Source organism: Pseudomonas xionganensis (assembly GCF_009763245.1).
GTDB classification, from domain to species: Bacteria; Pseudomonadota; Gammaproteobacteria; order Pseudomonadales; family Pseudomonadaceae; genus Aquipseudomonas; species Aquipseudomonas xionganensis.
Genome location: NZ_WKJZ01000001.1, coordinates 2,004,604 through 2,025,942, shown reverse-complemented (window position 1 = coordinate 2,025,942; position 21,339 = coordinate 2,004,604). Strand labels below are relative to the sequence as shown.

Annotated in this window: 20 protein-coding genes; 13 read left to right on the top strand and 7 right to left on the bottom strand. The window is 63.6% G+C overall.

Annotated features, from left to right (window positions below; genetic code table 11):
* Positions 1-52: 52 nt before the first annotated feature.
* The 5 genes from GJV18_RS09475 to trhO form a co-directional block, all read right to left on the bottom strand.
* Positions 53-1,192, bottom strand: a complete 1,140-nt coding sequence (locus GJV18_RS09475) for a homogentisate 1,2-dioxygenase (protein WP_160344775.1) — start codon at positions 1,190-1,192, stop codon at positions 53-55.
* A 99-nt stretch (positions 1,193-1,291) separates the two neighbouring features.
* Positions 1,292-2,374 carry a 4-hydroxyphenylpyruvate dioxygenase gene (hppD, locus tag GJV18_RS09470; protein WP_160344773.1) on the bottom strand — a complete coding sequence of 361 codons (1,083 nt, stop codon included), beginning with the start codon at positions 2,372-2,374 and terminating at the stop codon, positions 1,292-1,294.
* A gap of 668 nt (positions 2,375-3,042) precedes the next feature.
* Positions 3,043-4,821 carry an ABC transporter ATP-binding protein gene (locus GJV18_RS09465; RefSeq protein WP_160344771.1) on the bottom strand — a complete coding sequence of 593 codons (1,779 nt, stop codon included), beginning with the start codon at positions 4,819-4,821 and terminating at the stop codon, positions 3,043-3,045.
* On the bottom strand, positions 4,814-5,446 hold the full coding sequence (locus GJV18_RS09460; RefSeq protein WP_160344769.1) for a DsbA family protein: 633 nt from the start codon (positions 5,444-5,446) through the stop codon (positions 4,814-4,816). The genes GJV18_RS09465 and GJV18_RS09460 overlap by 8 nt, the downstream gene beginning before the upstream one ends.
* A gap of 2 nt (positions 5,447-5,448) precedes the next feature.
* Positions 5,449-6,387: an oxygen-dependent tRNA uridine(34) hydroxylase TrhO gene (trhO, locus tag GJV18_RS09455; protein ID WP_160344767.1), complete on the bottom strand. Its 939-nt coding sequence runs from the start codon at positions 6,385-6,387 to the stop codon at positions 5,449-5,451.
* Between the two features lie 213 nt (positions 6,388-6,600).
* Here trhO and GJV18_RS09450 point away from each other — a divergent pair, with 213 nt between their 5' ends.
* From GJV18_RS09450 to mupP, 3 genes are all read left to right on the top strand, one after another.
* On the top strand, positions 6,601-7,938 hold the full coding sequence (locus GJV18_RS09450; protein ID WP_160344765.1) for a TRZ/ATZ family hydrolase: 1,338 nt from the start codon (positions 6,601-6,603) through the stop codon (positions 7,936-7,938).
* Positions 7,939-8,028: 90 nt separating this feature from the next.
* On the top strand, positions 8,029-8,727 hold the full coding sequence (ubiG, locus tag GJV18_RS09445; protein ID WP_160344764.1) for a bifunctional 2-polyprenyl-6-hydroxyphenol methylase/3-demethylubiquinol 3-O-methyltransferase UbiG: 699 nt from the start codon (positions 8,029-8,031) through the stop codon (positions 8,725-8,727).
* Positions 8,727-9,398, top strand: a complete 672-nt coding sequence (mupP, locus tag GJV18_RS09440; RefSeq protein WP_160344762.1) for an N-acetylmuramic acid 6-phosphate phosphatase MupP — start codon at positions 8,727-8,729, stop codon at positions 9,396-9,398. Before ubiG ends, mupP begins: the two co-directional genes overlap by 1 nt.
* A gap of 121 nt (positions 9,399-9,519) precedes the next feature.
* Here mupP and GJV18_RS09435 read toward each other — a convergent pair whose 3' ends face one another.
* Positions 9,520-10,236 carry a UTRA domain-containing protein gene (locus GJV18_RS09435; protein WP_160344760.1) on the bottom strand — a complete coding sequence of 239 codons (717 nt, stop codon included), beginning with the start codon at positions 10,234-10,236 and terminating at the stop codon, positions 9,520-9,522.
* A 342-nt stretch (positions 10,237-10,578) separates the two neighbouring features.
* On the opposite strand from GJV18_RS09435, the gene GJV18_RS09430 reads away from it, so the two are divergent.
* The 10 genes from GJV18_RS09430 to GJV18_RS09385 all read left to right on the top strand — a co-directional run bounded on the left by GJV18_RS09430 (position 10,579) and on the right by GJV18_RS09385 (position 20,031).
* Positions 10,579-11,637 (top strand): ABC transporter substrate-binding protein, encoded by a 1,059-nt coding sequence (locus GJV18_RS09430; RefSeq protein WP_160344757.1) that lies wholly within the window; start codon positions 10,579-10,581, stop codon positions 11,635-11,637.
* Positions 11,638-11,760: 123 nt separating this feature from the next.
* Positions 11,761-12,567, top strand: coding sequence for an alkaline phosphatase family protein (locus tag GJV18_RS09425; protein WP_160344755.1), 807 nt, complete (start codon positions 11,761-11,763; stop codon positions 12,565-12,567).
* Entirely contained in the window at positions 12,564-13,406 is an 843-nt protein-coding gene (locus GJV18_RS09420) for an ABC transporter permease (RefSeq protein ID WP_160344753.1), read from the top strand. The genes GJV18_RS09425 and GJV18_RS09420 overlap by 4 nt, the downstream gene beginning before the upstream one ends.
* Positions 13,393-14,187, top strand: coding sequence for an ABC transporter permease (locus tag GJV18_RS09415; protein ID WP_160344751.1), 795 nt, complete (start codon positions 13,393-13,395; stop codon positions 14,185-14,187). The genes GJV18_RS09420 and GJV18_RS09415 overlap by 14 nt, the downstream gene beginning before the upstream one ends.
* Positions 14,184-15,170, top strand: a complete 987-nt coding sequence (locus GJV18_RS09410; protein WP_160344749.1) for an ABC transporter ATP-binding protein — start codon at positions 14,184-14,186, stop codon at positions 15,168-15,170. The genes GJV18_RS09415 and GJV18_RS09410 overlap by 4 nt, the downstream gene beginning before the upstream one ends.
* Positions 15,170-15,823, top strand: coding sequence for an HAD family hydrolase (locus GJV18_RS09405; RefSeq protein WP_160344747.1), 654 nt, complete (start codon positions 15,170-15,172; stop codon positions 15,821-15,823). Before GJV18_RS09410 ends, GJV18_RS09405 begins: the two co-directional genes overlap by 1 nt.
* Before the next feature lie 229 nt (positions 15,824-16,052).
* Positions 16,053-16,763 (top strand): 4'-phosphopantetheinyl transferase family protein, encoded by a 711-nt coding sequence (locus tag GJV18_RS09400; RefSeq protein WP_160344745.1) that lies wholly within the window; start codon positions 16,053-16,055, stop codon positions 16,761-16,763.
* Between the two features lie 64 nt (positions 16,764-16,827).
* Positions 16,828-18,117 carry a M18 family aminopeptidase gene (locus tag GJV18_RS09395; protein WP_160344743.1) on the top strand — a complete coding sequence of 430 codons (1,290 nt, stop codon included), beginning with the start codon at positions 16,828-16,830 and terminating at the stop codon, positions 18,115-18,117.
* A 42-nt stretch (positions 18,118-18,159) separates the two neighbouring features.
* Positions 18,160-18,900, top strand: coding sequence for a YciK family oxidoreductase (locus GJV18_RS09390; RefSeq protein ID WP_160344741.1), 741 nt, complete (start codon positions 18,160-18,162; stop codon positions 18,898-18,900).
* 204 nt (positions 18,901-19,104) lie between these two features.
* On the top strand, positions 19,105-20,031 hold the full coding sequence (locus tag GJV18_RS09385) for a GGDEF domain-containing protein (RefSeq protein WP_160344739.1): 927 nt from the start codon (positions 19,105-19,107) through the stop codon (positions 20,029-20,031).
* A 63-nt stretch (positions 20,032-20,094) separates the two neighbouring features.
* On the opposite strand, the gene rluB is transcribed toward GJV18_RS09385, so the two are convergent.
* Positions 20,095-21,231 carry a 23S rRNA pseudouridine(2605) synthase RluB gene (gene rluB, locus GJV18_RS09380; protein ID WP_160344737.1) on the bottom strand — a complete coding sequence of 379 codons (1,137 nt, stop codon included), beginning with the start codon at positions 21,229-21,231 and terminating at the stop codon, positions 20,095-20,097.
* Positions 21,232-21,339 lie beyond the last annotated feature (108 nt).

The following is a 21,339-nucleotide window of genomic DNA, read 5'->3' as shown; positions in this document are numbered from 1 at the left end:
CCGCGATGCCTGATACCGCATATTCGCGGGCATGGCCCGCTCCTACGGTTGCTCAGCCGTCTGCCCCCGGCGCACGCCAGGAATTTACATATTCGGGAACATCCACCCCGGCGGCGGCTTCGCCGACTTCCAGGGCGCGGCGGGTGTCGATCATCACCGCCACCTCATCGATAAAGGTCGCCGGGTCCACCAGGGCCTTTTTCAGCGCCTTGGGGTGTGGGCCGTGGGGGAAGCCGCACGGGTGCAGGGTGACCATGCCCTGCTCGATATTGTCGCGGCTGAAGAAGTTGCCGCGGTGGTAGAACAGCACTTCGTCGTAGTCGTCGTTGTTGTGATAGAAGGGCACCTTCAGCGCGCCGGGGTCGCTTTCCACCGGGCGCGGGGTAAAGGTGCAGATCACAAAGCCGTTGGCCACGAAGGTGGTGTGCGCCGAAGGCGGCAGGTGGTAGCGATGGCTCATCAGCGGGCGAATATCACACCAGTTGAGGCGCACCACGCAGTTGTCGCCATGCCAGCCAACCACATCCAGCGGGTTGTAGGGATAGGTCACGGTGCTGATCTGGCCCCGGCGCTTGATGCGGATCTGCCAGGTGTTCTCGTCCTGCTGCGCCTTGAAGGCCTCATCGATACGCGGATGATCGAGCACCGCCGGGTCGAAGATCGCCTGGGGGCCGAGCAGACCCTTGTCCGGCAGCTGATAGGCACCGTCGCTGCTCTCGATCAGCAGCATAAAGGTCGGCTCATGGGCCTCGATGCGCCAGGCAGTGCCACGGGGGATCAGCAGGTAATCGCCGTCGCGGTAGCTCAGGTGGCCGAAGTCGCAATAGAACTCCCCTGCCCCCTCGTGGATAAACAACAGATCATCACCGTCGGCGTTGCGCACCAGATGGCGCATGGCGCCATGGGTTTTCCATACGCGCAGCTTCATGTCCGCATTGTGCAGAGTCAGCGGCGCGGCAAGGGGGCAGTCACGCTCGCTGGGAATCTCATTGAAGTTGAAGGCATGGGGCCGCAACGGCCCTTCCCAGTCGATCCAGCCGGTGGGCGGATGCTTGTGGTGCAGGTGCGCGGTGGGGCCGAAGAAACCTTCGCGGCCCATCTCGCGCTCATAGGTGCCTTCGGGAAAGTCGCAGTGCGCCTGACGCGAACACTCACCTTCACGCAGGGGAAAGCTAATCCAGTTACGGCTCATCTCGAAGCTCCAAGTCTGTAGGGTGGAAAACTGCAAAGCGTTTTCCACCGGTTATTCGTATTCCCTGGTGGATGTAAACAGCGACATCCACCCTACGACTCACTCGGCCTTGATTACGCCGCGCTTGATCTGGTCTTCCTCGATGGACTCGAACAGGGCCTTGAAGTTGCCCTCGCCGAAGCCCTGATTGCCCTTGCGCTGGATGATCTCGAAGAAGATCGGGCCAATCACAGTATTGGTGAAAATCTGCAGCAGGATGCCGTCATCGCCCGGTGCGCCGTCGATCAGGATATTCAGCTCGCGCAGCACATCGGTGGGCTCGCCATGGCCGGCCACACGGGTGTCGACCTTGTCGTAGTAGGTGCCCGGGGTGCTCATAAAATCCACGCCATTGGCACGCAGACGCCGTACCGTTTCGTAGATATCGTCGGTGCTCAGGGCGATATGCTGGATGCCCTCACCCTGGTACTCGCGGATAAATTCCTCGATCTGCGACTTGTCGTCGGCCGACTCGTTGATCGGAATGCGGATCTTGCCGCAGGGCGCAGTCATGGCGCGCGACAGCAGGCCGGTGAGCTTGCCTTCGATATCGAAGTAGCGGATTTCGCGGAAATTGGCGATGCGCTCGTAGAAGCCCGACCACACATCCATCTGTCCGCGCTTGACGTTGTGGGTCAGGTGATCCAGCTCTTTCAGGCCCACCGAGTTGTCGTTGGCTGTACGCCCCTCGATATATTCGAAGTCGACGTCATAGATGCTCTTGTCGCCGTAACGGTCCACCAGATACAGCAGCGAACCACCGATGCCCTCGACGCAGGGGATATTCAGCTCGCCGAAGTTGGCATGGCTGCCCACCAGCTTGGCGCCCTGGGATTCGACATAGGCGGCGGCCTGGGCCGCGTTCCTGACCCGGAAGGCCATGGCGCAGGCACTGGGGCCGTGCTTCAAACCGAACTCGCGCACATGGCCGGTGGGGCTGCCATTGAGGACGAAGTTGATATCGTTTTGCTGGAACAGCCAGACTTCCTTGGAGCGGTGCTTGGCGGTTTCGGTAAAGCCCATGGCGGTGAACAGCTCACGCAGCTGCTGGATGCCTTCCGGGGTCGGCGCGGTGTATTCGACGAACTCGAAGCCGTCGGTGCCGATGGGGTTGTGCTGCTCGATCTTGTTCACGGCGTTCATTGCGCCTCCTCGTTGTTGTTGTGATCAACCGCTGCCTGGGCAACGGCGCGAATTGATCCCATCACAACCGAGCACAGCCCCGCTCACAAGCCGGCACGCAGCGGCATGCCCTGGGCTTAGCCCATGCTGATGGCAAGTTTTTATTACACCCAGAAAAACCACGCGCAGCCTGATGGCAAGGGCTTGCCATGCGTAACGAAAGATTTACAGCGCGGTGGTTTTGGCTGCCAGATGTAAGGCCGCAGGCGCTGAGCACAACGCCAATAACAGCTATGAGCCTGGCTTGCAGGGGCGTCTGAATCCAGAAGGCGTTCCTTGCCTCCACCATGAGGGCACATTGGTGGATGGATAAAGCGCCATCCACCCTACGGCTGGACGACCCTGCACCGCTATCCGCTGTAGGGTGGATGACGCTCTTTTCATCCACCACAAGGCGCATTGGTGAATGGGTACAGCGCCATTCGCCCTACGGGTTGGACGACCCTGCACCGCTATCAGTTGTAGGGTGGATGACGCTCTTTTCGTCCACCACAAGCCGCATTGGTGAATGGGTACAGCGCCATCCACCCTAGGGGTTGGCCGATCCTGCACCGCTATCCGCTGTAGGGTGGATGACGCTCTTTTCATCCACCGCAAGGCCACAGGGTTTGGCCGGCGTTGCGCCGTGCTCAGTGCTGCAGATGCCCATACAGCTTGGCGTACAGCCCGCCCTCGGCGATCAGCTGCTGATGGCCGCCGTCTTCGGCGATGCTGCCGCCATCGAATACCAGCACCCGGTCGGCCTGTTTTACCGCGCTCAGGCGGTGGGCGATGATCAGGGTGGTGCGACCGTTGAGGAACTGGTTAAGCGCCTGATGCAGGGCGTACTCGGTGGCGGCGTCCAGGGCCGAGGTGGCCTCGTCGAGGATCACCACCTTGGGTTCGGCCAGCACCATACGGGCAATCGCCAGGCGCTGTCGCTGGCCGCCGGATAGGCGCACGCCGCTGCGCCCGACAATACTGTCCAGGCCTTGCGGCAACTCGCGGATGGTTTGCGCCAGCTGGGCGATTTCCAGGGCCTGCCAGCAGGCTTCATCACTGCGCTCGCGGCCCATGCACAGATTGGCGCGCACCGTGTCGTTGAACAGCGCCGGATGCTGCAGCACCACCGCGACATGCTCGCGCACGCAGTCCAGACCGATGTCCTGCTGGGCGCAACCGCCAAAGGCAATACTGCCCGCCTGGGGCGTGTACAGGCCGAGCAGCAGCTGCACCAGGGTGCTCTTGCCGCCGCCCGAAGCGCCGACTATGGCCACCTTCTCCCCTGGCGCAATACTCAGGTTGAGCTGGTTGAGCACCGGCTCATCGTTATAGGCGAAGGTCAGGCCACGCACCTCGATCCCCACGGTATCGCGGCCCTTGAAGGGGTCGACCCGGCCCGGGTACTGGGGTTCATCCTGGCGGCCGAGCAGCTGGTTGATCCGGGTCATGGCACCGCCGGCCGCGTAGAAGGCGTACTGCAGGCTAAGCAGCTGCTCCACCGGGCCGATCATAAACCACAGGTAGCTGAACACCGCGAGCATCTGGCCGATGGACAGGTCGGAGAACAGCACGGTCAGCATGGCGGCGGCGCGAAACACGTCGATGCCGAACTGGAACAGCAGGCCACTGGCTCGGTTTGACGCATCGGTCTTCCACTGCGAGGCCACGGCGCGGTCGCGCACATCCTTGGCGCGGCCACCGAGACGACCGAGGAAATAGCCCTGGCGGTTGCTGGCACGAATCTCCTGGATGGCCTCCAGGGTTTCGGTCAGGGCCTGGGTAAAGCGCCCGGTGCTGTCGTTTTCCAGCTTCTTCAGGTGCTTGACCCGCTTGCCCAGCAGCACCGTGGCGTAGATCACCAGGGGGTTGAACAGGAGGATCAGCAGGGCCAGCTGCCAGTGCATCCAGATCAGGATCGCCGAGGTGCCGGCCAGGGTCAGCACCGCCACCAGAAAGCGGCTGAGGGTTTCACCGACGAACTTGTCCAGGGTGTCCAGGTCGGTGACCAGATGAGTAGTTACTGTGCCGCCACCCAGGCTCTCGTATTCGCCCAGGGAGATGCGCTTGAGCCGTTCAATCAAACGGATGCGGATACGGTAGACGATGTCTTTGGACAGCCGGGCAAACAGGCGCGCCTGCAGCACGTTGAAGATCAGCGCGCCGCCGCGCAACAGCAGGGTCAGCACCAGCATCAGGCCGATATAGCCGGCAGCGCTCTGCCAGGCCACGGGCAGGAACAGGTCCATCACTCGCAGCGCGGCGTCGCCGTCCTGCAGCAGCACCTCGTCCACCAGCAACGGCAGCAACAGCGGAATCGGCACGCTGCACAGGGTGGCCAGCACGGCCACCAGATTGGCCAGGATCAGCGACTTCTTGTGGCGCAGGGCGAGCTGGCGGATCTGTGCCCAGTTCAGCTGATCAGGCATGCATCCCCCGCTCCAGCCAGCGCGCCAGCAGAGGCTGCAGCACCTCAAGGGATTGATAGCCGTTGGTCAGCAGGGCCAGCTGGCCCTCACGCTCGGCCAGCAGGGTGGGAAAGCCGGCAATCCCTAGGTCCTGCACCCAGCGCACATCGGCGGCGGTGGCCTCGCGCATGGCCTGGCTGTCGAAGGGCTCGGCAAACACGATACGCGGGATGCCGGCGCGCTCGGCCAGCTCCACCAGCACGCTGGCCCGGGTGACATCCACCCCTTCGGTGTAGAAGGCCTGCTGGATCAGCCGGGTTAGCGGCCAGACCAGGTCCGGCGCCAGATCGCGCGCGGTGACCAGGGCGCGGCAGGCCGGCTCGGTGTCATACACCAGGCCTTCGGGCAGACCGTCATTAAAGTTGAACAGCTGCCCGGTGCTGGCATTCACCGCCTGCCAGTAGCCCAGGTAACGCACCCGGGCGGCAGCGTCGATGGCCACGCTGTCGCGGCGCAGACCACCGGCCACCAGATGCAGGCCAACCCCGGCAGCGGCTGCCTGCTCGGCGAGGGACTCCAGCACCGGGGCAAAGCCCCAGCACCAGGAACACATGGGGTCCATCACATACAGCAGGCGTGCGTGCATGCCTAAGCCTCGCGGGATTGGCGGGGGTTGAAGCCCAGCGGGTGGGGTTGATTGCGCGCCTTGGCCAGTTCGATCTGGCGCTGGCGCTCGCGGGCACCGGCGCGGGTCTTCTCCGGCAGCGAGTCCCAGCAGTGCGGGCAGCTGACGCCGGGGGTGTAGAACTCGGACTGGCGATCTTCCACCGACACCGGTGTGCGGCAGGCGTGGCATTGGTCGTAGTCGCCTTCGGAGAGGTCATGGCGCACGGTCACCCGGTTATCGAAGACAAAGCAGTCGCCCTGCCACTTGGTCTGCTCCTGGGGCACCTCCTCCAGGTATTTGAGGATGCCGCCCTTGAGGTGATAAACCTCCTCGAAGCCCTCGCCGAGCATATAGCTGGAGGCTTTTTCACAGCGGATGCCGCCGGTGCAGAACATCGCCACCTTCTTGTGCTTGCTCGGGTCGAAGTGCTGCTTGATGTACTCGGGAAACTCGCGGAACGACTTGGTCTTGGGATCGATGGCACCCTCGAAGGTGCCGATGGCCACTTCATAATCGTTGCGGGTATCGATCAGCAGCACCTCGGGATCACTGATCAGCGCGTTCCAGTCCCTGGGTTCGACATAGGTGCCGACCTGGCTGTTGGGGTCCACACCGGGCACGCCGAGGGTGACGATTTCCTTCTTCAGCTTGACCTTGGTGCGGTAGAACGGCTGCTCATCGCAATAGGACTCTTTATGGTCGATATCGGCCAGGCGCGCATCGTCGGCAAACCAGGCCATCAGAGCGTCGATACCGGCGCGGGAGCCGGACACGGTGCCATTGATGCCTTCCTCGGCGAGCAGCAGGGTGCCCTTGATGCCGTTCTCCAGCATGCAATTCAGCAGGGGCTCACGCAGGGCCTGATAATCCGGCAGGGAGACGAACTTGTATAAAGCCGCCACAACGATCTTTTCGGTCATGTCACTGTCCTTCAGTAGTCGCCCACGTAAAGGGCGGACTGGGATAAAAAATCCACCGGCAGTGGCCGGCGGGCTGTGCAGTTTACGTGTCCGCACGCCTGCCGTGTAGGGGCGAGTTGCCGCATTACTGACTTTCAGGACAGGTTGTTCGACTTACCAGGCTGCGCCTTCCTCTATAAACTCGCGGTCTACGCCTGAAACGGAAGCCCGCCCATGTCCCAAGCCCCCCTCGATCTGCTGTTGCTGCCCAGCTGGCTGGTGCCGGTGGAACCGGCTGGCGTGGTGCTGCACGACCATGGCCTGGGGGTGCGCGACGGGCGCATCGTGCTGATCGCGCCACGGGCCGAAGCTCTGCTGCAACCGGTGACGCGGGTGCTGGAGCTGCCGGGGCGGCTGCTCACCCCCGGCCTGATCAACGCCCACGGTCACGCGGCCATGACCCTGTTCCGCGGCCTGGCCGACGACCTGCCGCTGATGACCTGGCTGCAGGAGCATATCTGGCCGGCCGAAGGTCAGTGGGTGAGTGAAGACTTCGTGCGTGACGGCACCGAGCTGGCCATCGCCGAACAGATCAAGGGCGGCATCAGCTGCTTCGCTGATATGTATTTCTACCCCGAAGTGGCCAGCGGCTGCGTGCATGACAGTGGCATCCGCGCCCAGATCAGCATCCCGGTGCTGGACTTCCCCATCCCCGGCGCCCGCGACGCCAGCGAAGCGCTGCGCAAGGGCCTGGGCCTGTTCGACGACCTCAAGCACCACCCGCGCCTGAGCGTGGCCTTCGGCCCCCATGCGCCCTACACGGTGAGCGACGACAAGCTGGAAAATATCCGCATGCTGGCCGAGGAGCTGGACGCCGGCATCCATATGCATGTGCACGAAACCGCCTTCGAGGTGCAGCAGAGCCTCAGTCAGTATGGCGAGCGACCCCTGGCTCGCCTGCAGCGCCTGGGCCTGCTCGGCCCGCGCTTTCAGGCCGTGCATATGACCCAGATCGACGACGAGGACCTGCAGCTGCTGGTAACCAGCAACAGCAGCGTGATCCACTGCCCCGAGTCCAACCTCAAGCTGGCCAGCGGCTTCTGCCCCGTTGAAAAGCTCTGGCAGGCCGGGGTCAATGTGGCCATCGGCACCGACGGCGCGGCCAGCAACAATGATCTGGACCTGCTCGGCGAAACCCGCACCGCTGCCCTGCTGGCCAAGGCCGTGGCCGGTTCTGCCACTGCCCTCAATGCCCACGGCGCCCTGCGCCTGGCCACCCTGAACGGCGCCCGCGCCCTGGGCCTGGAACAAGAGACCGGCTCGCTGCAACTGGGCAAACTGGCCGATCTCTGCGTTTTCGACCTCTCAGGCCTGGCCCAGCAGCCGGTTTATGATCCGGTGTCGCAACTGATCTACAGCAGCGGCCGGCAGTGCGTGGAACACCTCTGGGTCGGCGGCAAGCAGCTGCTCGACAGCGGCCAGCTGACCCGCATGGACGAGCAACAGATCATCGCCAAGGCCCGCGCCTGGGGCGAGAAGATCGGCAGCCCGCGGGCCGCTGCGACAAACTGACATATATTGCCCGGGCCCAAAGGGCCCACAGCCTGCGGTGAAACTGGCAACATGGCCGGATTCGCCAGAGCGCCCAACCTGGAAGCCCTTATGAGCAACGTCGACCACGCCGAAATCGCCAAATTCGAAGCCCTCGCCCATCGCTGGTGGGACCGCGAGAGCGAATTCAAACCGCTGCATGACATCAATCCGCTGCGGGTCAACTGGATCGACGAGCGCGTCGGCCTGGCCGGCAAGACCGTGCTGGATGTGGGTTGTGGCGGCGGCATCCTCAGCGAGTCCATGGCCCAGCGCGGCGCCACCGTAACCGGTATCGACATGGGCGAGGCGCCTCTGGCCGTGGCCCAGCTCCATCAGCTCGAATCGGGGGTCAACGTCAACTACCGGCAGATCACCGCAGAGGCCCTGGCCGCGGAAATGCCCGGCCAGTTCGATGTGGTCACCTGTCTGGAAATGCTTGAACACGTACCGGACCCGGCCTCGGTGATCCGCGCCTGCTACACCCTGGTCAAGCCCGGCGGCCAGGTGTTCTTCTCCACCATCAACCGCAACCCCAAGGCCTACCTGTTTGCCGTGATCGGCGCCGAATACCTGCTGCGCCTGCTGCCCCGCGGCACCCATGACTTCAAGAAATTCATTCGCCCCTCCGAGCTGGGCGCCTGGAGCCGCGAGGCTGGCCTTGAGGTCAAGGACATCATCGGCCTGACCTACAACCCGCTGACCAAGCGCTACAAGCTGGAGTCGGATGTGGACGTCAACTATATGATCCAGACCCTCAAGGAGGCCTGATGCGTCTGCGTGCGGTGCTTTTCGACATGGACGGTACGCTGCTCGACAGCGCCCCGGACTTTATCGCCATCTGCCAGGCCATGCGCGCCGAGCGCAATCTGGCGCCGATTGCCGACAAGCTGATTCGTGATCAGGTTTCCGGCGGCGCCCGCGCCATGGTTGCCGCCACCTTTGCCATGGACCCCGAGCACGCCGAATTCGAAGCCCTGCGCCTGGAGTTTCTGGAGCGCTACCAGCAGCACTGCGCGGTGCTGACCCGTCCCTTCGACGGCATCAACGAGCTGCTGGAGGATATCGAGAAGGCCAACCTGCGCTGGGGCGTGGCCACCAACAAGCCGGTGCGCTATGCCGAACCGATCATGCAGCAGCTGGGCCTGGCCCAACGCTCGGCCGTACTGGTCTGCCCGGACCATGTCAGCCGCAGCAAGCCGGACCCGGAAATGCTTCTGCTGGCCTGCCAGCAATTGCAGCTGGAGCCGGGCGAAGTGCTGTTTATCGGCGATGACGAGCGCGATATCGAAGCCGGCCGCGCCGCCGGCTGTCGCACCGTGGCGGTCAGCTACGGCTATATCCACCCCCAGGACAACCCGGCCAACTGGGGCGCCGATGCCCTGGTGGAACATCCCCGCGAGCTGCGCCAGCTGCTCGATAGCGCGCTGTGCAGCTGCTGACTCACGCCCAGAGTTTGTAGCCTGCTGGCGGATAAGCTGCGCGTTATCCGCCCTACACCACTACCCCAATGTCAGACAAGCCGTAGGGTGGAAAACCGCGCAGCGTTTTCCACCGCCTCCCTCAATCCGGCACTTCGACACTCACATGCAGGGCGTCATGGCGCCAGAACTCCAGATCGCAGTCGATCAGCCGGCCGTGCTGGTCACGGTTGATCCGCACGATACGCAGCGCCGGGCTGCCCGGTGCCACCTTGAGCGCTGCTGCCGCCTCGGGATGCAGGGCGGTGGGCACCATATCGAAACGCACCCGGCCGTAATGGATGCCGTATTCGCTGGCATACAGATCGGTCAGTGACAGGGTCAGGTCGAAGTCGAGGATGCCGGGGAAATAGGCCGGGTTCAGATAATGCTCGACATAGAGCACCAGGCGCCCATCGATGCGCCGCGCCCGGCGAATCTGGTAAACGCTGGACAGCGCCGGCAGCTCCAGTAGCTGGCAGATCTCCGCACTGGCCGGCATCAGCCGTGCGCTCAGCACCTCGGTGGCCGGCACCCGCCCCTGCTCGCCGACCATAGCGTGGAAGTGGCTGCGCACCAGGGGGTTGTAGGCCAGGCGCGGTGGCGAGACAAACCAGCCGCGACGCTCCTCACGGTAGATCAGGCCCTGGGCTTCCAGCTGGCCCAAGGCCTCGCGCAGGGTGATGCGGGTGGTATCGAACACCTCGCTGAGCTTGCGTTCGGCCGGCAACTGGCTGCCGCAGGGCAGCAGGCCGCGCTCGATCTGTTCCTGCAACGCCCGACAAATTGCGGTCACCGCCCGCGGCGCTTCATCGCGCATCAAAATCTCCCAAATTGGACTAGTCCAGCTCTATTTCGGGGCAATAAAAACCGAAAACGTCCCCGGAACAACCATGTTTCAAGTTTAAGCACTCTAGATGACCGCGCAGTGACAATATGCTTTCAGCCAGGTAAATATCCAGTAAACACCCTATTGGATCATGCAGTTTCACTGACAGATTCATGGTCTACGCTTGTTGGGCGCTGCCCGAACAAGGCTTTCAGGCAACGACCAATAGGCTTGCGTACATAAAACCGTCATAAAAGCGGCCTAAATTGGCTTGGGTCTTGCTGATCTAGACCAGAAATAAACGTACGCACTCTCACTGCAAAGGAGTTTCCAATGAAACAACTGCTGCTGGCTTCACTGATGGGCTCGGCCATCGCCCTGGCCTCCTCGGCCATGGCTGCTGAAACGGACCTGCAAGCACTGGAACAAGCCGCGCGCGCCGAAGGCGCGGTGTACAGCGTGGGCATGCCGGACAGCTGGGCCAACTGGAAGGACACCTGGGCTGATCTTGAACGCCTCTATGGCCTCAAGCACCAGGACACCGATATGAGTTCGGCCCAGGAGATTGCCAAGTTCGCCGCCGAGAAGGACAACGCCACCGCCGATATCGGCGACGTCGGTGCGGCCTTCGGCCCCATTGCCGTGCAGCAGGGTGTGACCCAGCCGTACAAGCCAAGCACCTGGGAACAGATCCCGGCCTGGGCCAAGGATCAGGATGGCCACTGGATGCTGGCCTACACCGGCTCCATCGCCTTTATCGTCAACAAACAGCTGGTCAAGGACATTCCACGCTCCTGGGCCGATCTGAAAACCGGCACCTACAAGGTCTCTGCCGGTGACGTCAGCACCGCCGCGCAAGCGGTCAACGGTGTGCTGGCCGCCGCCATCGCCATGGGCGGCAACGAGAGCAACGTCAAGCCGGCTCTGGAGTTCTACGGCGAGCTGGCCAAGCAGGGGCGCCTGTCCCTGGCCAACCCGACCATCCAGACCCTGGAAAAAGGTGAAGTGGAAGTCGGTGTGGTGTGGGACTTCAACGGCCTGTCCTACCGCGATCAGATCGACCCCGAGCGTTTCGAGGTGCTGATCCCGTCCGACGGTTCGGTGATCTCCGGCTACAGCACCATCATCAACAAGTGGGCGAAAAACCCCAACGCTGCCAAGCTGGCCCGCGAGTACATCCTGAGCGACGCCGGGCAGATCAACCTGGCCAAGGGCAACGCCCGTCCGATCCGCGCCGAGCACATTGAAATGCCGGCCGAAGTGCAGGCCAAGCTGCTGCCCCAGGAGCAGTACGCCAAGGTCCAGCCGATCAAGGATGCCGCTGCCTGGGAGGCCACCTCCAAGGCCCTGCCGCGCCTGTGGCAGGAACACGTCATCATCAATATGAACTGATGCCCGCCTCCCCTCTCCCGTTTACGGGAGAGGGGCCGGGGGAGAGGGTGAAAGACACCACGCGCTGCCAGATCTAAACGGAACCCGGATCGCATCCGGGCTACGACCGAACGAGAGAAACCCATGAAGCACAACGTCATCCTGGTGGTACTGGATGGCCTGAATTATCAGGTGGCCCAGCATGCCCTGGGGCATCTGCAGGCTTACTGCCAGGCCGGGCGCGCCGCGCTGTACAAGCTCGACTGCGCACTACCGGCGCTGTCCCGCCCACTCTATGAAGCGATTCTGACCGGTGTGGCACCCATCGACAGCGGTATCGTCAATAACGATGTGGTGCGCCTGTCCAATCAGCGCAGCATTTTTCATTACGCCCGCGCAGCAGGCCTAAGCACCGCCGCCGCGGCCTATCACTGGGTCAGCGAGCTGTATAACCGCGCGCCCTTTGTCGCCGCCCGTGATCGCCATACCAGCGATGAGTCGCTGCCGATCCAGCACGGCCACTTCTACTACGCCGACCACTACCCGGATTCGCACCTGTTCGCCGATGCCGAAAGCCTGCGCCAGCGCTATCAGCCCAACCTGCTGCTGGTGCATCCGATGAATATCGACGACGCCGGCCACAAGCATGGCCTGGACAGCTCGCAGTACCGCAACAGCGCGCGCATGGCCGATGTGCTGCTGGCCGAGTATATCCAGCCCTGGCTGGACGCCGGCTACCAGATCCTGGTGACCGCCGACCACGGCATGAACAATGACCGCAGCCATAACGGCCTGTTGCCGGAAGAACGCGAAGTACCGCTGATCGTTCTCGGCAGCGCTTTCAGCCTGGATGCCACGGCCCAGCCGCAACAGTTGGAGCTGTGCGGCACCATCTGCCAGCTGCTCGGCGTGGCCCACGACAAACCCTGGTGCCAGGAACTCCTTGCATGAAGTCCACCATTTCCAGCAAGGGCTGGGCACTGCTGTGCCTGCTGCCCTTTGCCCTGTTCTTTATTGCCTTCCAGATCGCGCCGCTGCTCTGGGTCGCCAGCAACAGCCTGAACACCGCCGACGGCTGGGGCCTGGGCAATTTCCGCGAGGCCTTCGCCTCGGCCTTCTATCGCCAGGCCATGCGCCACAGCCTGGAAGTGGCGTTCTGGTCGAGCCTGATCGGCATCGTCATCGCCATCATCGGCAGCTATTCGCTGCGCCAGGTCAGCAGCCGCCTGCGCGATTTCGTCATGGCGTTTTCCAACATGACCAGCAACTTCTCCGGGGTGCCGCTGGCCTTCGCCTTTATCATCCTGCTCGGTTTCAACGGCGCGCTGACCATCCTGCTCAAGCAGATGGGGATCATCGAGGACTTCAACCTCTACTCCAAGACCGGTCTGATCGTGCTCTACACCTACTTCCAGATTCCCCTGGGGGTGCTGCTGCTCTACCCGGCCTTCGACGCCCTGCGCGAAGACTGGCGCGAGTCGGCCGAGCTATTGGGCGCGAGCAACTGGCAGTTCTGGCGGCATATCGGCCTGCCGGTGCTGACCCCGGCGCTGCTCGGCACCTTCGTCATCCTCCTGGCCAACGCCCTGGGCGCCTACGCCACGGTGTATGCGCTGACCACCGGCAACTTCAACATTTTGCCGATCCGTATTGCGGCGATGGTCTCCGGCGACATCTTCCTCGACCCGAACATGGCCAGCGCCCTGGCCATGGTACTGGTCGGCCTGATGACCCTGATCACCATCGTCCATCAATGGCTGCTGCGCCGGAGCTACCATGTCGCCCGCTGAAAAACGCTCACCCCTGTTCCACCAGCTGGTGGTCTACCTGCTGTTCCTGATCCTGCTGCTACCGCTGCTGGGTACCCTGCTCTATTCGCTGTCCACCAGTTGGTCGGCGACCATCCTGCCCAGCGGCCTGACCTTCAAGTGGTATGTGGCGCTGTGGAGCGATGCACGCTTTCTCGCCGCCTTCGGCCGCTCGCTGCTGGTGTGCTTCAGTGCCCTGGCGCTGTCGCTGCTGCTGATCCTGCCGCTGCTGTTCGTGGTCAATTACCACTTCCCCCGGCTTGACGGGGTGATGAACGTGCTGATCCTGCTGCCCTTCGCCATCCCCCCCGTGGTGTCCTCGGTGGGCCTGATGCAGCTGTTCGCCGCCGGCCCGCTGCCGATTCTCGGCACGCCGTGGATTCTGATCGGCACCTTCTTCACCATCGCCCTGCCCTTTATGTACCGCGCCATCAGCAACAATTTGCAGGCGATCAACCTGCGCGACCTGATGGACGCCGCCCACCTGCTTGGCGCCAGCACCTGGCCCGCGGCCTTTATGGTGGTGCTGCCCAACCTGCGCAAGGGCCTGATGGTCTCGGTATTCCTGTCCTTCAGCTTCCTGTTCGGCGAGTTCGTGTTCGCCAACCTGTTGGTGGGCAGCCGCTACGAGACGCTGCAGGTGTACCTGTACAACATGCGCAACGACAGCGGCCACTTCACCAGCGCCCTGGTGATTTCCTATTTCATGTTCGTACTGCTGATGACCTGGGCGGCCAACCGCCTGAACAAGGACAAATCATGAGTTACCTGAATATTCGCGGCCTGCACAAAAGCTACGGCCCCACCCGCATCTTCACCGATATCAATATCGAGATCGCCCAGGGCCAGTTCATCACCCTGCTCGGCCCATCCGGCTGCGGCAAGTCCACCCTGCTGCGCTGCATCGCCGGCCTGACTGCCGTGGACGGTGGGCAGATTCTGCTGGGCGGCGAGGACCTGGTGCCCGTGGCACCGCAGAAACGCGGCATCGGCATGGTGTTCCAGAGCTATGCGCTGTTTCCCAATATGACCGTGCAACAGAACGTCGCCTTCGGCCTGCGCATGCAGAAAGTCGCCGCCGCCGAGGCCAGCAAGCGCGTGGCCGAAGCCCTGGAGCTGGTGGAACTGAACGACTATGCCGAGCGCTACCCGCAGCAGCTCTCCGGCGGCCAATGCCAGCGCGTGGCCCTGGCCCGCTCCCTGGTCACCCGCCCGCGCCTGCTGCTGCTCGACGAGCCGCTGTCGGCCCTGGATGCACGCATCCGCAAGCACCTGCGCGAGCAGATCCGCGCCATCCAGCGCGAGCTGGGGTTGACCACCATCTTCGTCACCCACGATCAGGAAGAGGCGCTGGTCTTGAGCGACCGAATCGTACTGATGAACGGCGGTCAGATCGTCCAGAGCGGCGATGCCGAAACCCTCTACACCGCCCCGGCCGACGCCTTTGCCGCCGGCTTTATCGGCAACTACAACCTGCTCGACAGCGAGGCCGCCAGCCGCCTGCTGCAGCGCCCGGTCGCGACCAAGGTGGCGATCCGCCCGGAAGCCATCCAGTTCGCCGCCAGCGGCATCGAGGCACAGATTCGCAGCCACAGCCTGCTCGGCAATGTGATCCGCTACCGGGTCGAGGCCCGTGGCGTGGAACTGCTGGTGGATGTACTCAACCGCAGCGCCGCTGACCTGCATGCCGACGGCCAGCCGGTCAATCTGACGATCGACAACCCTGCAATCTGTGAGGTGGCCTGATGGCCCTGGCAATCTTCGACCTGGACGAAACCCTGATTCATGGCGACTGCGCCAGCCTGTGGACCCAGGAAATGGTGAAAATCGGCTGGGCCGATGGCGACTCCTTTATCGCCCATGAACAGGAGCTGATGCGTCAGTACGCCGCCGGCACCCTGGCCATGGAAGACTATATGAGCTTCACCCTGTCGCCCCTGGTGGGGCGTACCCCCGAGGAAGTGGCCTTCGTGGTCGAGCCCTTCGTCGAGGACGTGATCGAGCCGATCTTCTACAGCGATGCCAGCCGCGCCCTGGCCAACCATCGCAGCGCCGGCGACCGCCTGCTGGTGATCTCCGCCTCGGCGCATTTTCTGGTCAGCGCCATCGCCCAGCGTTTCGGCATCGAGGACGTGCTGGCCATCGATCTGGAGCAACAGCATGGCTTCTACAGCGGCCGTACCCAGGGTGTGCTGACCTACCGCGAAGGCAAGGTCAGCCGTCTGCAGGATTGGCTGCAGGCACAGGGCGAAAACCTGACCGGTGCCTACTTCTACTCCGACTCACGCAATGATCTGCCGCTGTTGCAGGTGGTCGATTACCCCCATGTGGTCAACCCCGATCCCACCCTGCGCCAGCATGCCGAACAGGCCGGCTGGCCGATCCTCCACTGGCGCTAAAAAAAACGGGAGCCCAAACGGGCTCCCGTACTCATTCTCAGAGAAATGCCGCAGCTATGCACGGATAGCGCACTGCGGCTACAACCTCACCTGCGTTCCCTAGAAAACGCAGCACGCAGTCTGGCAAAAAACCTCACAGCACTTCGTGTCGCTTTGTTGGCCCTTTGCAAAGAAATGTAACGGGCCTGGCAACTGGCTCGGCACGCACCAGCACGGCACAATGAGCGGCATGACCGACGACTACCGCCCCGCCTGCTGCACTGCCCTGGATGATCGCTGGCCCCTGCCCCTGCGACCGGATGGCCTGCAGCTGATCAGCACCCGCTTCGACCCGAGCCAACTGGACAAGGATGACTTCCAGCGCTGCGCCATCCCTGCGGTGCCCGGGGTGGCCAAGCGTCAGGCCGAATACCTGGCCGGGCGCCTCTGTGCCCGCGAGGCCCTGCAGCGCCTTACGGACCAGGCCTGGGTACCCGGTATCGGAGAAGACCGGGCACCAGTCTGGCCGGCGGAGGTCTGCGGCGCCATCACCCACGGTTCGGGCTGGGCCGGCGCCATTGTCGGCCACACCAGCCAATGGCGCGGCCTGGGCCTGGATGTGGAGAAGCTGATCCCAGCGCCACGGGCCGAGCGCCTGGCGGGCGAAATCCTCAGCCCCGCCGAGCTGTTTCGCCTGGAGGGCCTGCACCCGGACCAACGGGCACAGCGTATCAGCCTGACCTTCTCGGCCAAGGAGAGCCTGTTCAAGGCGCTCTACCCCCTGGTACTGCGCCACTTCTATTTTCAGGATGCCGAACTGCTGGCCGTCGATGGCAATGGCCAGTTGCAGATGCGCCTGCTGCGGGATCTGCACCCGGACTGGCCGACCGGCAGCACGCTGCAAGGGCAATATGTCGAGTTCGAGGGCTATCTGCTTAGCCTGGTCAGTATCCCTGCATAGAGGGCGCAGCCCAATGCCCCGGGCAAATCCGCTAAACTGCGCCCACTACCGCCTGGAGTGCCCTATGCGCGATTCACTGAACCAAGGCCTGATCGACTTTCTCAAGGCCTCGCCGACGCCCTTCCACGCCACTCGCAGCCTGGCCAAGCGCTTGCAGGCAGCCGGCTTCCAGCCTCTCGACGAGCGCGCCAGCTGGCACACCGAGCCTGGCGGTCGCTATTACGTGACGCGCAATGATTCGTCCATCATCGCCTTCAAGCTGGGCCGCCGCGACCCGACCGAAGCCGGCCTGCGTCTGGTCGGCGCCCATACCGACAGCCCCTGCCTGCGGGTCAAGCCGCAACCGGAACTGCAACGCCAGGGCTTTTTCCAGCTCGGTGTGGAAGTCTACGGCGGTGCCCTGCTGGCCCCCTGGTTCGACCGCGATCTGTCCCTGGCCGGGCGCGTCACCTATCGCCGCGATGGCAAGGTGGAAAGCCAGCTGATCGACTTCCAGTGCCCCATCGCCGTCATCCCCAACCTGGCCATTCACCTCAACCGTGAGGCCAACCAGGGTTGGGCGATCAATGCACAGAACGAGCTGCCGCCGCTTCTGGCCCAGCTGGCTGACCCGGAAGCGGCGGACTTTCGTGCCCTGCTGACCGAGCAACTGGCCCGCGAGCATGATTTCAGCGCCGATGCGGTGCTCGATTACGAGCTGAGCTTCTACGACACCCAGGCCGCCGCGGTCATCGGCCTCAATGGCGACTTTATTGCCGGCGCCCGCCTGGACAACCTGCTGTCCTGCTATGCCGGCCTGCAGGCTCTGCTGGCCGCTCCGGATGACGAGAGCTGCGTGCTGGTGTGCAACGATCACGAGGAGGTGGGCTCCTGCTCCGCCTGCGGCGCCGATGGCCCGATGCTGGAACAGGTGCTGCGCCGTGTACTGCCGGCCGGTGACGACTTTGTCCGCTGCATCCAGCGCTCGCTGCTGGTCAGCGCCGACAATGCCCATGCCGTGCACCCCAACTACCCGGACAAGCACGACGAAAATCACGGCCCCAAGCTCAATGCCGGGCCGGTGATCAAGATCAACAGCAACCAGCGCTATGCCACCAACAGTGAAACGGCAGGCTTTTTCCGCCATCTGTGCCTGGAAAACGAAGTGCCGGTACAGAGCTTCGTAACCCGCAGCGACATGGGTTGCGGCTCCACCATCGGTCCGATAACCGCCAGTCAGCTGGGTGTGCGCACCGTGGATATCGGCCTGCCGACCTTTGCCATGCACTCGATTCGCGAGCTGGCCGGCAGCCATGACCTGGCGCATCTGGTCAAAGTGCTGAGCGCTTTTTATGCCAGTGCCGATCTGCCCTGAGCAGGGTCGGCCCAGACGTTTCCGTATTTAACGAGGTTTTCCATGTTCGACTATTCCGCCCGCCCCGACCTGCTCAAGGGTCGCGTCATCCTGGTCACCGGCGCAGGCCGCGGTATCGGTGCTGCCGCCGCCGAGAGTTATGCCGCCCACGGCGCCACCGTGCTGCTGCTGGGCAAGACCGAAGAGCACCTGGGCCGGGTCTATGACCGTATCGTGGCAGCCGGCCACCCGATGCCGGTGCTGATTCCGTTCAACCTGGAAACCGCCCTGCCGCATCAGTACGACGAACTGGCGGCGATGATCGAGGCCGAGTTTGGCCACCTCGACGGCCTTCTGCACAACGCCGCCATCATCGGCCCGCGCACGCCCCTTGAGCAGCTGTCCGGGGACAATTTCATGCGCGTGATGCAGGTCAACGTCAACGCCATGTTTATGCTCACCAGCACCCTGCTGCCGCTGCTCAAGCTGTCCAAGGACGCCTCGGTGGTCTTTACCTCCAGCAGCGTCGGCCGCAAGGGCCGCGCCTACTGGGGCGCCTATGCCGTATCCAAGTTCGCCACCGAGGGCCTGATGCAGGTGCTGGCCGACGAGGTCGAAGGGGTTTCCTGCGTCCGCGCCAACAGCGTCAACCCCGGCGCCACCCGCACCGATATGCGTGCCCAGGCCTACCCAGGGGAAAACCCGGCGAGCAACCCGCCGCCCGAAGCCATCCTGCCGGTCTATCTGTATCTGATGGGGCCGGACAGCGCCGGCGTCAATGGTCAGGCCTTCGACGCCCAGTAGGCCAAGCCGTTGCCGCCGGTTTTCCGGCGGCAACTCGATGGGCGGCAGCAGTTTGCCAGCATTGCCGTCAGATACCCGGCAAAAAGCGGCAAACCTGCCTCAAGCAAACAAGCTAAACACTTGATAAATAACCACTTTTAAAGAGTGGCACGATATTCGCTCTAGCCTCGTCAATGCCGCACACAGCGCAAGAGGTAGAGCCGCATGGCCCCGCACAATCAGTCCAACACCATCGACTTCGACGCCGCCAAACTGCAGCGTCTCGGCTATGCCGGCCGCAGCCAAAAGCCGCTCAAGCCGGTCAGCCTGCCCCAACTACGGCAACAGCTGAGCCTGCAACTGCAGACTTCCCTGGAAGCCGAGCGCATCCTCGAACTGTTCTTCCGTGAAGTGCAGCGCCTGGTGCCGCTGGATGCCCTGAGCTACCAGCTGGCCTCCTGTGACCTGCGCCTGGACCTGGGCTCCCGCGCCAGCCATTCTGCCGGCTATCGCCTGAGCCATGAAGGCGAGTACCTGGGCGAACTGACCTTCCGCCGTAACCAGCGCTTCAGCGAAGACGAACTGGGTCAGTTGGAATCCCTGCTGGCCAGCCTGCTCTTTCCTCTGCGCAATGCCCTGCTCTACCGCGCCGCCCTGCAGACCGCCCTGCGCGATCCGCTGACCGATACCGGCAACCGTATTGCCATGCAGCAGACCCTCAAGCGTGAGATCGACCTGGCCCGGCGCAACCTGCAGCCGCTGTCGATCCTGATGGTGGACATCGACCACTTCAAGCAGATCAACGACCAGCATGGCCACAGCACCGGCGACGAAGCCCTGACCGCGGTGGCCAGCGCGCTGAAAGACAGCCTGCGCAACGTCGACATGGTGTTCCGCTACGGCGGCGAGGAATTTGTCGTGCTGCTCTCCAATACCTGCCGCGAGGCGGCCTCCATGGTCGGCGAGCGCCTGCGTCTGGCGGTGCTGGGTATCCAGCACCTGGTGGACAATCGGGCGCTGGAGCTGTCCATCAGCCTGGGCTGCGCCAGCCTGCTGCCCGGCGAGGATATGGACAGCCTGCTGCGCCGCGCCGACAGCGCGCTCTATGTGTCCAAGCGCGGCGGCCGCAATCGCCTGTCCATGGCCGGCTAAAGGCCAAGCGCAGATACACAAAAGGCGACCCCTGGGTCGCCTTTTGCATTCGCCGACTCGAACTTATTCCGGCTTGCGGCCGCGCCCAAACCCCGGACGCTGACCTTCACCAGCCGGCTGACTGCGACGCTTGGCCGGCGCGCCGGCGGGCTTGCGCGAACTGCGTTCGGCGGACTCACCAGCCGGACGCTGAGCAGCAGGCTTGCCGCCACGCTTCTTGTTCATATCGCTCGGCCGCTCGGCCACCACCGAGCCCTTGCTGGCCTCGTTGCGTGCACCGCGTCCACGCCCCGTTTCCTTTTCCCCGGTCGAGCCAAGAGCCGGTCGCAGCACCCGGCCCGGGCGCTCGCCACGGCCCAGGGGCTTGGCCGACTTGCGCTGCAGGCGATCAAGCTTATCGCGGGCCTTTTCCTTCATATCCGGCAGGGCCACCGGCTTGAGGCCGACTTCGGCGCTGAGGATATCCACCTCGCGCTGGCTCATTTCCCGCCAACGGCCCATGGGCAGGTCGCTGGTCATAAACACCGGACCGAAGCGCACCCGCTTCAGGCGGCTAACTACCAGGCCCTGGGACTCCCACAGGCGACGCACCTCGCGGTTACGGCCTTCCATCACCACGCAGTGATACCAGTGGTTGAAGCCTTCGCCGCCCGGTGCCTGCTTGATATCGGTGAACTTGGCCGGGCCGTCTTCCAGCATCACACCGGCTTTCAGACGCTCGATCATCTCCTCGTCCACCTCGCCGCGCACGCGCACGGCGTATTCGCGGTCCATCTGGTAGGAGGGGTGCATCAGGCGGTTGGCGAGCTCGCCGTCGGTGGTGAACATCAACAGGCCGGTGGTGTTGATGTCGAGGCGGCCGATATTGATCCAGCGCCCCTCTTTCGGCCGCGGCAGGCGGTCGAACACGGTTGGGCGCCCTTCCGGGTCGTCACGGGTGCAGATCTCGCCATCGGGCTTGTTGTAGATGATCACGCGGCGCACGCTTTCAGCGGCTTCTTCGCGCTTGAGCAGACGGCCGTCGATGGCGATGGCGTCATGCAGGTCGACGCGCTGCCCGAGGCTGGCGTCTGTGCCATTGACCTTGACCCGTCCGGCCTTGATCCAGGCTTCGATTTCCCGGCGCGAGGCCAGGCCCATGCGCGCCAGCACCTTTTGCAGTTTCTCGCCTGCGGGGCTGTATTCTTCGGTTTCACTCATCTGGGCACCTCCCGGTGTTTTCTCTGGTGATGGACGGCTTATAGCCGTCGAAGGGTCGCGGAGCATACGCGAAACGCGGCGTTCACGCACTGACTCAGCGTAGCAGGC